11 protein-coding genes and 2 pseudogenes are annotated in these 15096 nt (G+C 60.8%); 5 read left to right on the top strand and 8 right to left on the bottom strand.

The genetic code is table 11. From position 1 onward, the window contains the following. Positions 1-586 precede the first annotated feature (586 nt). Together ABIF91_RS22670 and ABIF91_RS22675 are read left to right on the top strand one after the other, a co-directional pair. The gene (locus ABIF91_RS22670; RefSeq protein ID WP_028182271.1) at positions 587-1924 is read left to right on the top strand and encodes a hypothetical protein; all 1338 of its coding nucleotides are present in this window, start codon (positions 587-589) and stop codon (positions 1922-1924) included. A 684-nt stretch (positions 1925-2608) separates the two neighbouring features. After that, positions 2609-2797 (top strand): hypothetical protein, encoded by a 189-nt coding sequence (locus tag ABIF91_RS22675; RefSeq protein ID WP_245285593.1) that lies wholly within the window; start codon positions 2609-2611, stop codon positions 2795-2797. 125 nt (positions 2798-2922) lie between these two features. Here ABIF91_RS22675 and ABIF91_RS22680 read toward each other — a convergent pair whose 3' ends face one another. Continuing rightward, positions 2923-4266 (bottom strand): IS1380-like element ISBdi2 family transposase, encoded by a 1344-nt coding sequence (locus ABIF91_RS22680; RefSeq protein WP_424578699.1) that lies wholly within the window; start codon positions 4264-4266, stop codon positions 2923-2925. A 189-nt stretch (positions 4267-4455) separates the two neighbouring features. On the opposite strand from ABIF91_RS22680, the pseudogene ABIF91_RS22685 reads away from it, so the two are divergent. Then, positions 4456-4668, top strand: a pseudogene (locus ABIF91_RS22685) (SET domain-containing protein-lysine N-methyltransferase); the annotation flags it as partial. A 10-nt stretch (positions 4669-4678) separates the two neighbouring features. Here the strand turns inward: ABIF91_RS22685 and ABIF91_RS22690 are convergent. From ABIF91_RS22690 to tnpA, 5 genes are all read right to left on the bottom strand, one after another. Beyond that, on the bottom strand, positions 4679-5947 hold the full coding sequence (locus tag ABIF91_RS22690) for an IS256 family transposase (RefSeq protein WP_424579400.1): 1269 nt from the start codon (positions 5945-5947) through the stop codon (positions 4679-4681). A gap of 694 nt (positions 5948-6641) precedes the next feature. Then, positions 6642-7771, bottom strand: a protein-coding gene (locus tag ABIF91_RS22695; protein WP_129557670.1) for an IS3-like element ISRj2 family transposase whose coding sequence is annotated in 2 segments (ribosomal slippage) — positions 6642-7519 and positions 7519-7771 — 1131 coding nt in all. Because the reading frame shifts where the segments join, the coding sequence is not laid out codon by codon here. A gap of 59 nt (positions 7772-7830) precedes the next feature. Beyond that, positions 7831-8019 carry a hypothetical protein gene (locus ABIF91_RS22700; protein WP_424579401.1) on the bottom strand — a complete coding sequence of 63 codons (189 nt, stop codon included), beginning with the start codon at positions 8017-8019 and terminating at the stop codon, positions 7831-7833. After that, positions 8019-9257 carry a tyrosine-type recombinase/integrase gene (locus ABIF91_RS22705; RefSeq protein ID WP_166354471.1) on the bottom strand — a complete coding sequence of 413 codons (1239 nt, stop codon included), beginning with the start codon at positions 9255-9257 and terminating at the stop codon, positions 8019-8021. The genes ABIF91_RS22700 and ABIF91_RS22705 overlap by 1 nt, the downstream gene beginning before the upstream one ends. Positions 9258-9467: 210 nt before the next feature. Further along, positions 9468-9839 carry an IS66-like element accessory protein TnpA gene (tnpA, locus tag ABIF91_RS22710; RefSeq protein WP_157158178.1) on the bottom strand — a complete coding sequence of 124 codons (372 nt, stop codon included), beginning with the start codon at positions 9837-9839 and terminating at the stop codon, positions 9468-9470. A 200-nt stretch (positions 9840-10039) separates the two neighbouring features. On the opposite strand from tnpA, the gene ABIF91_RS22715 reads away from it, so the two are divergent. Together ABIF91_RS22715 and ABIF91_RS22720 are read left to right on the top strand one after the other, a co-directional pair. Next, positions 10040-11308, top strand: a complete 1269-nt coding sequence (locus ABIF91_RS22715; RefSeq protein WP_014497957.1) for an IS256 family transposase — start codon at positions 10040-10042, stop codon at positions 11306-11308. Positions 11309-11928: 620 nt separating this feature from the next. After that, positions 11929-12498, top strand: a complete 570-nt coding sequence (locus tag ABIF91_RS22720; protein ID WP_304567195.1) for a YopT-type cysteine protease domain-containing protein — start codon at positions 11929-11931, stop codon at positions 12496-12498. 605 nt (positions 12499-13103) lie between these two features. Here ABIF91_RS22720 and ABIF91_RS22725 read toward each other — a convergent pair. After that, positions 13104-13273, bottom strand: a pseudogene (locus ABIF91_RS22725) (IS5/IS1182 family transposase); the annotation flags it as partial. Positions 13274-13520: 247 nt separating this feature from the next. Continuing rightward, positions 13521-14864, bottom strand: a complete 1344-nt coding sequence (locus ABIF91_RS22730) for an IS1380-like element ISBdi2 family transposase (protein ID WP_208086440.1) — start codon at positions 14862-14864, stop codon at positions 13521-13523. Between the last annotated feature and the right edge of the window lie 232 nt (positions 14865-15096).

The raw sequence follows: 15096 nt of genomic DNA on the forward strand, positions 1-15096 counted from the left end.
AAGAGAGCCCGAGCTGGTTCTGAGCGGCAAGAAGAAGGCCATGGAGGGTCTCAACGGCGCCCAGCCGGCGCGGTCGCGGAGCATGCACTCGACATCTTTACTGCGAGCGCACCAAATATGTGCGTGGCCGCGATTACCGGACAAGGATCGCCGATATAAAGCCTATTGGCTTTCTGTGTCTTGCCGGCCGAGCACCAGCAGAGAACCACAATCCGAGCGAGAGCATCCGCCGCGGTACGGCACACGAACATGCGAGCCAGGAACCGTTGTCGGCCACCAACCGTATTAGATTGTGCAAGCTGAGCAAGGCGTGAGACGTTGGGATGACCGAAGAGCCACAATCAGTTGCCGAGATCATCGCGGCGTCAGAGTGCCGACAGTATTTGAGCCCGTCCCAAACAGGCAAAAACGATGCCGCCTGCTCGGCTTCGTCACCAGTCGCGGTTGCGGCGAAATGACTGAGCTGAGATCGCACTCCGGTTAGTCTCTAAGCACGTCAGCTTGTCGACAGCTGATCCTAATAGAGTGAGACAGTGACACGATTGGATCGGCATTGCGAGCCGACTCAAACCACCGGAGAGTCGACATGGACCCTTTTAACCGCATCAACCCACTCGACCGTGACCACGCCGCGGCACCGCAACAGCAGCAAGCGGAGTTTGAGCCTTACTTGGATGAAGTGCCCCAGCTTGATACCTCGACAATCGCAGAGAATCCCGTTTTTCATGATCCCTACTACCCTCATCTGTCTGAAGAAGGCCTTAGACTGGCCCAGGCATTGGGACTTGAGCACCAGAGCACGGACCGTCCTCATCCCGAACACGCAGTCACCAGACGCGAGGACGCCGCTGCGCAGCATCGCGCGCCGCAGGACGCTTTAAGTGGGCCGGAGGAACTGACTGCGCAAGGTCACGATCAGGATCCGTGGCAAGAGCCGATACGCGAAGCGATCCTAGCATCGTCTCTCAACCGGCCAGCCCCGGGTGGTCTGGCACCGGATCCCGAAGAAGCCGTTCGTTACTTCAGCTGGAGCGGCGCCTACCGGCCGGCTGCAAACGAGCTAGCCTCGGTCGCTTCCAGCTCAGGTCACGAAGTCGTTGTGGATGAGGATTACACCGGCCAACCTACGAAGAGGCAGAGGACACTAAGCCTGGCGGAAGAAAATGCCACTGCGCGCCAGCGCACCGAGCCCGGCAATTCAACCGGTCGCGAGTTAATTGAAGACGCCGGCGCACCGCTTCTGGCCAGCAGCCGGTTCGTCCTTCCTGAGGAAGTCTACGATCAGGATCTGCTGTGGGCCATGGTGGATAACGCTCGCCCATCGTCATCTCTCGAACCAAACGAGGGTCATCACCAAGCCCTGGACTCAGAAGCGGCCGTTGGTCCGTTCAACGCGCAGCACGGCGACCAGCACGCGTCCGCTGCGCACGAGCGCAGCAACGTCCCGCCGAGCCAGGACAGCCGACCTACCAGTTTTATCGTTCACAATGACCGTTACACGGCGCTGTTCGTGCCTGCGGCGGCGATGAGGCGAAGCACCCCACTCAATCCGCCAGGCTCAACCATTCAATTCGGATCTCGACCGGAAAACGTTCTGCCGCCCAGCCTGCAGCCAACGGATCGAACCGCCCGATCGCTTTTTGGACGGTCGATTGAGCAAGCCGCTCCGGCGTCCTCCAGGGCTCAGAGGACGTACCCCGCGGCCCGCGAGATTTACGCTGCATCATTCTCCGTTCCCGAGACTTTTTTGCACGGCACCCAACCCGCGCCGGACACGATGCGGGCGAAACTCGGCCAGTGGGGCCTTCTGCCGGACGAAGCGCATCCGACAAAACAATACGACATTCATGGTGAGCGCTACACCGCCCTTTTCGGACCGGGAGGCTCCGATGACCTTCGGCTCATCCATCACCCACGAATGTAGACGCCGAGGGACATCTCAAACGCATGGAGCCCGTCCAGATAGTTCCGGAATTGGACTTGTTATTGGACCATAGCTTGCTCCGGCTGCTCCTGCGAGCTTGGCGCGGTTCTGGGCAGCACAGATGTCCGCTGCTCGCGTCGATGACTTGCCAGCATCATCGCTTAGCAACTCCTCGTTGGGCCGAACTTCTACCTCCGTTTTCTTGCTAACTACAGCGTGATCACGTTGATTGCCTCGAGGCGGTTGTGCAGCGAAATCGGCAGTCGAGTGCCGGCCTCCCGCGCACTTTGCCTGCAATATCTGCTCCACATCCACAGTTGCCTGGGCACGCACTGACGCATTCACCCGCGGGCGGCTCTTGAAGCTGCGATGAAGGGCTTGTCGGCGGCTTGCCGGGCCGCGAGAGCATCGAGCGCGCCGTCGCGCTGGTAACAGGTCATGATCGTGCGACACGAGCTCGCCGCTATAATCGACACGGATCTTTGCTCGGAATGCGACTGACTTGCAGCCCTCCCAGCTCACGGCCTTGTCGCTGGAGGCGATCCGCAGCAGGCGGCCCAATACGCCTGGAGAAGACATAAATTGTGATGGAGGCGCGGATAAACGAGCCTACCAATTCGTGCAGCAGATTTCGCAGCTCACGTCAGTTAGTTTGCTGGGTAGTGACTCCGGGAGACTTCTTCAATGCTGATCGTCGACACAATTTTGAAGCCAGACAGGTTTGGCGGTATTGGACTTTTCTCCGCGACTCGTTTGCCCAAAGGTTCGTTGATCTGGATTCACAACCCAATCGTTGACATCACGGTGACGCCTGAACAATACGAAGCCCTAGCCCGTCCTATTCGTGAGAGTGCGGCTTTTGGGCCCGATTGATGCGGCCGCACATCTTGTCTGACGAGGCGCACAGGATTGCCTTCGGCTTTTCGCCGCCTGACGACCGGTACTTTGCAACGCGCTTGAGGGATGGGTTGGGCGAACGGGGGCGGACGCCCCGCCGGTCAAGGACCGAGCGGCAGCAGCGCGCCGGGCAAGCCGCAGATCAGGTCGGCTTCGGGACATGCCGCGGCAAACGCAAGGCGAATGCGGCTCGTGGTCTCGACGACACGGGCGGCGATTTTCAAGAGCCGAAGACGCAGCGTCGCGAACTCGGCAGCGGCCAATTCCCGGACTTTGGGAATGGCGTCGCGCACGGTCAGCATCAGCCAATAAGCGGCCGTATGGAGCACGAGACGGACCTGGTTGGCGAGCGCCGAACGGCAGCTGGTGCGGTCGGAGGCGAGCTGCGTCTTATGCAGCTTGATCAGATTCTCGGCTTGGCCGCGCGCGCAATACAGGCTGTCGTAGATCCACTCGGCCGAGCCGACATCGAGGCTGGTGACGACGAAACGGATGTCGAGGCCGAGCATCGTCGCCTCAATACGGGCGACGGTGCGCCGTTCGCGATCCCAGGACTTTGCCTTGTGGCGCGTCTCGGTATAGCCACGCAGAACCGGCAGGTTCTCGATGGCGCGTCGGGTGCGGATGTCGTCGGCGACCTCGTCGACTTTTCTGGCGAGAGGCTTGGTGCCGGACAGACCGAAGATGTAGTCGATGCCGTTGGTCTCGCACCACGCCATGGCCTCCGGCCGGGCATAGTGTCCGTCGCCACGGAACGTAATTCGCGTGTTGTGCCACCGCGTGCGGATATGCCGTACCAGGCGGCGCAGAAGGGCACGCACCTCGACGCCGCCCGGCGTCTTGCCGGGCCTCAGCACGACCGCCACGGGACGGCTCTTCTCCGTGTCGTAGACGTGGATCGGCAGGAAGCAGCGTTCGTCATAATGAGCGTTGAACAGCGAGAGCTGCTGATGGCCGTGGACGACATCGCAGGTATCATCGATGTCGAGCGTGACGGATGCCGGCTCGCGCGGGTAGCTATCCATCCATGCGTCGACCAAAATGTAGGTCAGTCGGATCACGTCGCGCAGGCGCGGAGCATTCTCCAGCCGCGACAGCGTCGGTTGGGAACACAGATCGCGGCCCGTGTCCGGCAGCCGTCCGCAGGCCAGCTTGAATGCGGGATCGGACCGCAGATGATCGAGGTCGTCGGCGTCCTCGTAGCCGCAGCAGATCGCGAACATGCGCGCGCGGAACATATCGACAAGGCTGTGCACGACCCGCGTCGGATCGCGCCGATCCGGGAACACCCGGGCCAGATTGTCGGCCAAGCCGAGACGCCGCTCGGCCATCGCCAGAAGCATCACGCCCCCGTTCGAGGTCAGGCGACCGCCATCGAAGGCAGCTGTGACTTTCTTGGCGTGAACGGCTGGAAACGAGAAGGGCGGAATCGTATCGTCGGTCATGGCGGGCGTGGCGTTCGCGGTTGAAGGTGATGGGGTGGCTTCGCAACCGAATCCTACGCCGCATCAGCGCTTTACACCACGCTCGCCAGCCCTCAGGCGCACTCTTACGAATAAGACGGGCTAGCTCCAACATTCCAAGCGCTACTTGATAAGCATGCCTATCCAAGAGACTACAAGGCTTACGATGGTGTTATCGAGTACAATGCTGACAATGCCCGCTTCATGAACCACAGCAGCCGCCCAAACACATACCAAGACGACCGCCGAGTTTTCACAGCCCGTGACGTACAACCCGGTGAAGAACTGACCTGCAATTACTTATTTTTCGATCCACGGTGTGACGTATCGTGGAATGAAGAACCATCCATGAATGTTGATGGAGCTATGGCTGATTTTGGGTGACGCGGCCTGATCAGGCGGCGTGGCTTTCAGTGTTCGGAATGACTTCGATTCCGTCGATGAACTTTACACCGGCGATGACTTTCGGCAACTGGTTCGTGCTCTTCAATCGCCGCCAGGTCTTCGATGCGGCGTCGATGAGGTTGAACACCATCAGCTTCGCAGTTTGTTGCGACAGCGATCCCTTGGTCCGCACCGTTCGGTGGCGCACCGTGGCGAAGACGCTCTCGATCGGGTTCGAGCTGCGTAGGTGGATCCAGTGCTCAGCAGGGAAGTCGAAGAAGGCGAGCAGCGCATGGCGATCCTTGATCAGGCACTCCACCGCACGTCCGTATTTGACGTGGTATTTCTCGACGAAGACGTCGATCGCGGTTTCAGCTTCGGCCCGGTGTGGGGCCAGATAGATGTTCCGCAGGTCGTTCTTCATGGGGCCCTGCACGGATTTGGCGACCTTGTCGAGTACGTTGCTCACTTTATGGCACCAGCATCGTTGGTGCCGCGTGCCGGGAAAGGCCTCGTCCAGTGCCTTCCAGAAGCCGAGGGCGCCGTCGCCGATGGCGAGTTGCGGGGCAATCCGTAACCCGCGTTGCCGCAGGTCGATCAGGAGTTCGCGCCAGCTCTGCGCGCTCTCGCGCACGCCGACCTGGAAGCCGATCAGCTCCTTCTTGCCTTCCGGCGTGGTGCCAATCAGCACCAGCATGCATTCGCTGTGATCTTCCATGCGGGCCTGCAGGTACACGCCATCGGCCCAGATGTAGACATAGCGACGCGCCGACAGATCGCGTCTCTGCCAGCGTTCGTACTCGACCTGCCAATCGGCCTTCAGGCCGGCGATCACCGAAGGCGACAGGTTCGGCGCATCCTTGCCGAGCAGCGCCGAGAGCGCCTCCTGGAAGTCGCCGGTCGAGATGCCGCGCAAATAGAGGACCGGGATCAAGGCATCCAGGCTCTTCGTCCGCCGCGCCCATAGCGGCAGGATTGCCGAACTGAAGCGGAGGCGGTCGCCTGGCCCGCTCGCTCCGCGGTCGCGGACCTTGGGACGAGCGACCTCCACCGGACCGATGCCGGTCGCAATCTCGCGCACCGGACCGTGCCCATGTCGGACCAGGCGCGCTCGACCGTCGGGCAGCGTCAGATTGGCCGTGCTGGCCAGAAACGCGCCAACCTCGATCTCGATCGCCCTGGCAAGCAGGTCCCGCGCGCCGGCACGAACGATATCGGTCAGTGGATCATCAACCGCGGACGGCTGACGGAAAGCAAGAACATTGGTAGTCTCGGTCATGGCGTATCGCTCTCCTCGAGAGGTTCTGGCAGGCTCGTCACCCGCCTCGATACGCCGCCTTCCTCACACCGTCATCACCCAGATTCCGCCATAGCTCTCAAGCGGCACAATCGGCCTATCCTAAAGGTAATATCAGGATCGGTGCCCGGGCCATCTCAGGAAATATCGAGGATCAAGACTCAAAAGTCAGTGCGAGAACGGGCACATCCGCGGAGATCCGGCGTTGGGTAAGCTCTAGAGATGCAATGAAGTCCGCCTCGAGGAGATACCTCATCGAAAGCGCTCCCGCGACGGTGCGCCAAGGAGCTCTGCGCGCCAAGGGATGTCTGTCGAACAAGGCTCCGCTCGCAAAATCTTCTTGCTCGGTAAGGCAGCTAGAAAATTGGCCGAGTCGGTCGATGGCCACAACGAGTTGCCGAAAGTCTTGCCGGCGTAATTCGCCAACGGATCAAGTCGTCAGACCGCGAACTTGAATCCACCGTCGCCTAGCCCGTTGGGGCATCAACATGAGCTATGGCGGAATCTGGGTGATGACGGTGTGAGGAAGGAGAGCTGGCCCCGGTTGTTTGGACAGCGCCCCGCTGGATTTAAGTGGATTCCTGCCGGGTTATGCTGAACGCGGGGCTTTACGGTTTTGTCGTTGCGTCGGGAGGGCGTAGCCCGACCAGAGCGACGACAAAACCGTCGGCGACGGTCATGCGGCCATCACCATAGCTTGCGTGCCGAAGTAAGCCTCGTCGGGCGTGCGCCCGTCAAGGCTCGAGTGAGGGCGTCCCTGATTGTAGAAGGCCAGATACTTGGCAATTGACGCTCGCGCCTCGGACACGCTGTCGTAGGCGCGGAGATATACTTCTTCGTATTTGACCGTGCGCCAGAGCCGCTCGACAAACACGTTGTCGCGCCAGGCGCCCTTGCCGTCCATGCTGATGGCGATCTTCGCGTCCAGCAGCACATCGGTGAACTCGAGGCTGGTGAACTGGCTGCCCTGATCCGTGTTGAAAATCTCGGGCCTGCCGTGCTTCGCCAACGCCTCCTGGACCGCTTCGACGCAGAAGGCCGCCTCCATTGTGATCGAGACGCGATGGGCCAGGACCCGTCGGCTGAACACATCGACGACCGCCGCGAGATAGACGAAGCCACGCCGCATCGGAATGTAGGTGATGTCCATTGCCCACGCATGGTCGGGCCGCTCGATCTTCAATCCGCGCAACAGGTACGGGTAGATCTTGTGACCCGGAGCCGGCTTGCTCGTGTTCGGGCGACGATAGACCGCCTCGATCCCCATGCGCTTCATCAGCGTCGCGATGTGGCGGCGACCGGCGTATACGCCCTCCCGCCGCAGCAACGATCGCAGCATACGCGCTCCCGCGAAGGGATAATCGAGATGCAGCTCATCGAGCCGACGCATCAAGGCAAGGTCCTCGGCCGAAACTGGCCGAGGTTCATAGTAGACCGTGCTGCGAGCCAGCTTCAGGACCTTCGCCTGGCGCACGATAGAAAGATCATGATCGCGGTCGATCATCGCTTTGCGCTCAGCAGGCCCGCCTTGGTGAGCGCGCCGGACAAAAAATCGTTTTCCAACGCCAGCTCGCCGATCTTGGCATGTAACGCCTTCAAATCGACCGGCGTCTCGGCCGATGTCTTGTCATGCCCAAACACGCCGGCGGCGCCTTCCAGGAGCTGGTTTTTCCAGATCGTGATCTGGTTCGGATGAACATCAAACAGTTGCGCCAGCTCCGCCAGTGTCTTGTCGCCTTTGACCGCAGCCAAAGCAACCTTCGCCTTGAATGCCGGAGAATGCGTCCGGCGGCTCTTCTTCGTCATCTTCGCTCCTGATTCGCAGCAAGAATCCTCGCCGCTGTCAGGCAGAAAATCCACTCAAGCTACTGTCCGAATTTGCGGGGCCAGCTCTCACGTGCGGCCCATGCCAGGACCCGGGCACTTCTGATGTGCCGGTCGCCGCACTCCTCGGCGAAGCTGACGTAGCCCCTCAGCAGGATTTGCTGGACACGGAACTTGAACCCCAGCGACTGCTGCTGGTCCACATATTTGGCAAGATATCGACTCAGCATCACGCATCTCCCGGCCAGGGCTGCGCGATCTGCAGCAGCATCGTCACGTCGACTTTGGCGTAGTGTGCGGTCATGTCCGGTGAGCGGTGGCGCAGTACGGCGCCAACCGTGTCGAGCGTCGCGCCGCCCCGGAGCATGGCCGTCGCGGCCGAATGCCGAAGCAGGTTGGCCCCATTCGACGGAACGGGGATACCGGCCTTTCGTATTGCACTACGCACAACATCAGAGACTGCGCTCGAACCTGTCAGCGGCCGGATTGGTGCATTCGACATGAAGAAGATTCGAACATCGGCGACGTGCGGCCGGGCCTGATCCAGATAAGCGAGCAAGGCATCCCCGGCGTCTTGCGGCAATGGTAATCTCGTCTCCCGCCGCCCCTTGCCACGAACCGACAGTGTCGCCTGTTGCCAATCAACATCGGTGAGACGAAGAGAGAGAATGTCGCCGGCCCGCAAGCCCAGTCGTGCCAACAGCAGCAGGATCGCCCGATCACGCACGCCAGTCGCCGTGGTCTGATCGCACGTTGCAATCAACGTCTCGACATCCGACGAGCGGATGTATCGCGGCAGCGACGACAGTCGCCACTGCGGAATGATTGGCACAGCCTGATCGAGTCCAGCTCGGCACAACCCCCGTGCGCTGAGGAACCGCAAATATCCTCTCAGCGCCATCGTCATCGTCTTCACATAGGCCAGCGAGACCCGCTTCGTCTCTGCAATGATCACGTCGCGAATGAGCTGAGCATTCCAACTTCGCGGCCTGATGCCAAGCGCCGGGAGCAGCCGCATGACCATGCGACCGTGCCGATCTATTGTCAGCTCTGTGACGCCGCGATGCTGTCGCAGCCAGTCCTGGAACTCGACCACCCGGCGGTGGGGCGTCGGTAATGCGGGCTTCGGCTTGCGCTGGACGATTCCGCGCTCGCCGAGAAACTCGATGAACCGGCGTACCCGCCTCACGTACTTCGCGGACACGCTCCTCTCGCGACGGATGCCGTGGCATCGACAGCGATGCCGAGCGAACCGATCGGCGACGCCATCATCGATATCAGCGACTGCGATCTTGGCCAGCGTCAGCCATTGCGCGAGGTGACGGGCTGCAGCGTCATAGCCGCTCACCGTCAAGCTCTTATGCCCCAACACCGTCAGGTGTCGTGTGAACTCCGTCACCAGCGGGTCGAGATCGCCTGCGTCCATGCAGCGCAGCCCGTGGCAGTGATCCTCACTCGACTTGGCCATTCCTTGTCTCCCTTTCGTTGCCATCAAGGCAGGAAGAAAGGCCTCAGATTATGCTGAGTGAGAAAGAGGGCAGCAGGAACTAAACTGTTGATAACGAAGCGGGTCTCGGATTGAACGGCCGCACACTCCGCATAATCGTGGGCTCCGCATAATTACGAAAGTCGACCGGCCGCGTCGCGACCATGATCTTCACGCCCGCCGAAGCCGCGATCATGTCGTCGCCCTCACGGCCCGCAGCACATCGCGCAGCCAGGCCGGATCGACCCCCGCCGCTGCGCGAACTACCGCATCGCCAATCTCGATGCTGATCGTTATCCCGTTCCGCGTTGCCGCTTCCACGCACATCCCAGCGGGGCGAAGCTCCGACACCACCGGAACGAAGAGCGGTGCATCCTCCGCCGGCAAGCTCAGCAGACCGGCACGCGCGGCCTTGCGCCAAGCAAACAGGTGTTGCGGTGAGAGGTCGTGCCGGCGCGCCACCTCGGACACAACTGTGCCCGGCGCATATGACTCCGCCACGATCCGCCCCTTGACCACGGCGCTCCACCGCCGCCGACGCCCCGCTCCGACCTGGATATCCACCCGGCCCCGTGGCTCTGAAGCGTCAACTATATGGTCAACCATATATGCGAACCTTACTGTATATGACGGCTCGCATGTTGCCGATCAGCTCACGCCAAACAAGGTGAGCTATGCGGGAAACTGGGTGATGACGGAATGAGATAGGCGGCGTATCGAGGCGGGTGTCGAGCCTGCCAGAACCTCAAGGAGAGCGATACGCCATGAACGAGCATAGCAACATTGTCCCACTGCGTCAGCCCGATGAGATCGACGATCCACTGACGAATATTTTGCGATCTGGAGCTCGGCAGCTGCTTGCGCAGGCTGTCGAGATGGAAGCCGAGGCGTTTCTCGCCGCGATGAAGGGCTTGAAGCTTCCCGATGGCCGCGACCGCCTCGTGCGACACGGCCATGGTCCAGTGCGGACGATCCAGACGGGGATCGGCGCCGTCGAAGTCGCCCGGGTAAAGATTCGCGATCGCGCGGTGACCAGCGATGGCGAGCGGATCCGCTTCACCTCGGCGATCCTGCCGTTGTGGGCACGGCGCACGAAGAGCTTGGATGCACTTTTGCCGGTTCTGTACCTGCGAGGCATCTCGACGGGCGACTTCCAGGAGGCGCTGGCGGCGCTCTTGGGCAAGGATGCGCCGAATCTTTCTCCGGCGGTGGTTTCCAGACTGACGACGGAGTGGCAGCTCGAGTACGAGCGTTGGCAGAAGCGCGATCTGTCGGCGCGCCGGTACGTATACGTGTGGGCGGACGGCGTCTTCCTGCAGGCTCGCATGGAAGACCACAGCGAATGCATGCTGGTGCTGATCGGCGCGACGCCGGAAGGCAAGAAGGAACTCATCGGCTTCCAGGTCGGCGTGCGCGAGAGCACGCAGAGCTGGCACGAACTGCTCGTCGAGGCGAAAACCCGAGGGCTGAAGATCGCCCCGGAAATCGCCGTCGGTGACGGCGCGCTCGGCTTCTGGAAGGCGCTCGACGAGGTCTTTCCCGCCACGCGACATCAGCGGTGCTGGGTGCACAAAACCGCGAATATCTTGAACAAAGTCGCAGTGTCGGTACAGGCCAGCATGAAGAAGGATCTGCGCGAGGTCTATTTGGCGTCCAACCGAGCTTCGGCCGAAGTGGCGATCGATGTCTTTGCCGAGAAATACGGAGCGAAGTACGACAAGGCGGTCGAGTGCCTGACGAAAGATCGCGACGCAATGCTTGCGTTCTACGAATTCCCCGCCGAGCATTGGGACCACTTGCGGACGACGAATCCCATCGAAAGCGTGTTCGCGACGGTCCGGCACAGAACGGTGCGCACGAAAGGTTCGTTATCGTCAACGACTGCCAAGTTGATGGTGTTCAAGCTGCTCTGCGCCGCATCAAAGACCTGGCGGCGGCTGAAAGGCACAAATCAGTTGCCGAAGGTCAGCGCAGGTGTCAGATTCGAAAACGGCATCGAGGTCATCCAAGTGCCGGAAAACCACGCCGCCTGATCGCCTCGTCACCCAAAATCCCGCATAGCTCAACAAGGTGTGGGAGACACACCGCTTACGCAGCAACACCGAACCGCTCGAGACAATCCGCGAGCATCCTGTCATTGCTCTCGATTTCGGGTTCGTGGGCGCTCGATGCCGCGCGAGCATCGCAGCGATAGCCTGTCGGTGGCGTTCCGGAATCTGAGGATCTGACACAGCACTACGCCGAGGCGTATCCGACGTTGTCAGAAGTCCGACAAAGGAACGCTTTCTTAGCTGTACAACTGCTGTCCGTCAGCTCGCCATCAGCTTGTCCGGGTATCCTCGCCGCAGGGCCTGAGCAGCCCGAATTGATGCGAAGAGACTAGGGTAGCACAGAGAGGTGAATCGTCATGTATGATCGAATCGGTGGCTCATCTACACGCACTAGCCAAACTGACGAACCGAGCCAGTCGGTGGATAGCGGCAGCTTTACAGAAACACTTGCAGATCTCGCGCCCCAGTGGAGCTCACGATCGGGGGAGTTGCCTGACAAGATGGGGGCCTGCTGCAGCAAGCCACATACCTTGGATGCAAACGTTCAAACCTCTAGCGCCTCCGAACCCAGTACATCCTCTCCAGAGAGTCCGGCCACCTCCTTGTTCGAATACAGAACGGCCGACCTGCGTGATGCGAATGTGGACGGCATCTGCGTCGGGCTGACTGCGGAGTGGTTCCGCAATCTTAGCAACAGCCCATCAACCCGAATGAGTGCGCTTACACCCGGATCGCAAACGCACGCCTCAGCGGCTGAACGGCAGCAGCAATATCAAGGTCTTAAGGATCAGTTACGAAGCAGGGGAGCAGGATCTTCTCAGGCCGACCTTCAGGCACAAAATACCATTTTGGAGGAAGCAGGCTTGGAACCGGCTGGAGAAGAGAAGAGATTCGCATTCGGCAAGTCTTCGAACGTCAAGTCCATGGTGAACGAAATCAACGAAGACGGATCGAACCATTTACTCAGCTTGTATTTCGCTGAAGGCGGCGCCCACACAGTGGCGACGTCGGCCTCGAATGGAACGACCACGCTTTTCGACCCTAACTATGGAGAATTTACTGTTCGATCAGATCCTGACCAGATGGCTTCATTGTTACAAAGCCTCGCCAATCGTTACAGGAATCCCAACGGGCAGCATTTGTCGACAATCACGACGCAAAGGATGCAGTGAGTTGGGCCTTCAGGCCGCGGTGATTGACGCCTTCTGTGAAGGCGCGGATGCGTCGGCCGGCGCTTGCGTTCGGTCGCGGCGGGGGCAAATCTGCAGCGGATAGGCGGCTGCGTGCCGGCTTGCGATTGTGCCGGCATCGAAAGCGGGGGGGCGGCACCCCGCTATCCATGACGGTCGGCACAAATTGCAATTCTGTTTCGCAATGGCCGCCTGCGGTTTGCTCAACTGACGTCGCCAAGAAACAATTGCTGCGGCGACAATCCATGCCGTCCGCTATCGAACCACGCGCTTGATCCAGACCGACTGTGCGCAGAATATGACTTTCCACGACATCAACTTTCGTTTGAAGCACGCAAAGCCGGCGCATCGATATTGGTCCAGCTGTGACTCTTACAAGCAGCTTCATCCTGAAAAGCCAAAGTCTTGATTGACAAGGCACCTTATCTTCGAACGGTGAAAGCGTCGGAGTTTTCCAAATTGCCAGGGTGCTCCCTGCAGGACCTGAGGGGCGCGACTCCAGCGATTGCGCCGCTGCGGGCGGCGCCACAGAATGCACCCCGGCGCTGGTCGCTAATCTAATGCGCCCTACGCTAAAGGCCAGAACCGAGAGGCATCTCCGTAGCTACTTTTGGAAGCGTTTGGTTCAGGAATTGCGTCGCTCCCATGCGAGCCTTATCGTGCCGAACGGATGCTCGACTGTCTCGCGATGCTGGCGCATCGCCTCTGTGTTTGCATCAAGGCGCTGCTGCACGGCCTCGAGCAGACGCTCATGCTTGCGTGCTTCCAGAGTGCCGATCTTGTCCTTCAACTTCGCTGCCGGCACCCCCTCAAGGATAGCTTGAATCGCCTTATCTAGCCCGTCCTATTCGTGAGAGTGCGGCTTTTGGGCCCGATTGATGCGGCCGCACATCTTGTCTGACGAGGCGCACAGGATTGCCTTCGGCTTTTCGCCGCCTGACGACCGGTACTTTGCAACGCGCTTGAGGGATGGGTTGGGCGAACGGGGGCGGACGCCCCGCCGGTCAAGGACCGAGCGGCAGCAGCGCGCCGGGCAAGCCGCAGATCAGGTCGGCTTCGGGACATGCCGCGGCAAACGCAAGGCGAATGCGGCTCGTGGTCTCGACGACACGGGCGGCGATTTTCAAGAGCCGAAGACGCAGCGTCGCGAACTCGGCAGCGGCCAATTCCCGGGCTTTGGGAATGGCGTCGCGCACGGTCAGCATCAGCCAATAAGCGGCCGTATGGAGCACGAGACGGACCTGGTTGGCGAGCGCCGAACGGCAGCTGGTGCGATCGGAGGCGAGCTGCGTCTTATGCAGCTTGATCAGATTCTCGGCTTGGCCGCGCGCGCAATACAGGCTGTCGTAGATCCACTCGGCCGAGCCGACATCGAGGCTGGTGACGACGAAGCGGATGTCGAGGCCGAGCATCGTCGCCTCAATACGGGCGACAGTGCGCCGTTCGCGATCCCAGGACTTTGCCTTGTGGCGCGTCTCGGTATAGCCACGCAGAACCGGCAGGTTCTCGATGGCGCGTCGCGTGCGGATGTCGTCGGCGACCTCGTCGACTTTTCTGGCGAGAGGCTTGGTGCCGGACAGACCGAAGATGTAGTCGATGCCGTTGGTCTCGCACCACGCCATTGCCTCCGGCCGGGCATAGTGCCCGTCGCCACGGAACGTAATTTGCGTGTTGTGCCATCGCGTCCGGATATGCCGTACCAGGCGGCGCAGATGGGCACGCACCTCGACGCCGCCCGGCGTCTTGCCGGGCCGCAGCACGACGGCCACGGGCCGGCTCTTCTCCGTGTCGTAGACGTGGATCGGCAGGAAGCAGCGTTCGTCATAATGAGCGTTGAACAGCGAGAGCTGCTGATGGCCGTGGACGACGTCGCAGGTATCATCGATGTCGAGCGTGACGGATGCCGGCTCGCGCGGGTAGCTATCCATCCATGCGTCGACCAAAGTGTAGGTCAGCCGGATCACGTCGCGCAGGCGCGGAGCATTCTCCAGCCGCGACAGCGTCGGCTGGGAACACAAATCCCGGCCCGTGTCCGGTAGGCGACCGCAGGCCAGTTTGAATGCCGGATCGGACCTCAGATGATCGAGGTCGTCGGCGTCCTCGTAGCCGCAGCAGATCGCGAACATGCGAGCGCGGAACATATCGACCAGGCTGTGCACGACCCGCGTCGGATCGCGCCGATCCGGGAACACCCGGGCCAGATTGTTGGCCAAACCGAGACGCCGCTCGGCCATCGCCAGAAGCATCACGCCCCCGTTCGAGGTTAGGCGCCCACCATCGAAGGCAGCTGTGACTTTCTTGGCGTGAACGGCTGGAAACGAGAAGGGCGGAATCGTATCGTCGGTCATGGCGGGCGTGGCGTTCGCGGTTGGAGGTGATGGGGTTGGCTTCGCAACCGAATCCTACGCCGCATCAGCGCTTTACCCCTCAGGCGCACTCTTACGAATAAGACGGGTTAAGTTGAAGAAAGATTGAGTGACTCCCGATCATTTCTGTGCCGAAACGTGGAGTCGCGGTCGTGCCGCGTCCAAAGAAACCGGCGCGAGCGGCCTATTAGACGCGGTAGGTGCTCAGCCTCCG

Source organism: Bradyrhizobium sp. USDA 241, assembly GCF_049739505.1.
In the GTDB taxonomy this organism is placed as follows: Bacteria; Pseudomonadota; Alphaproteobacteria; order Rhizobiales; family Xanthobacteraceae; genus Bradyrhizobium; species Bradyrhizobium liaoningense.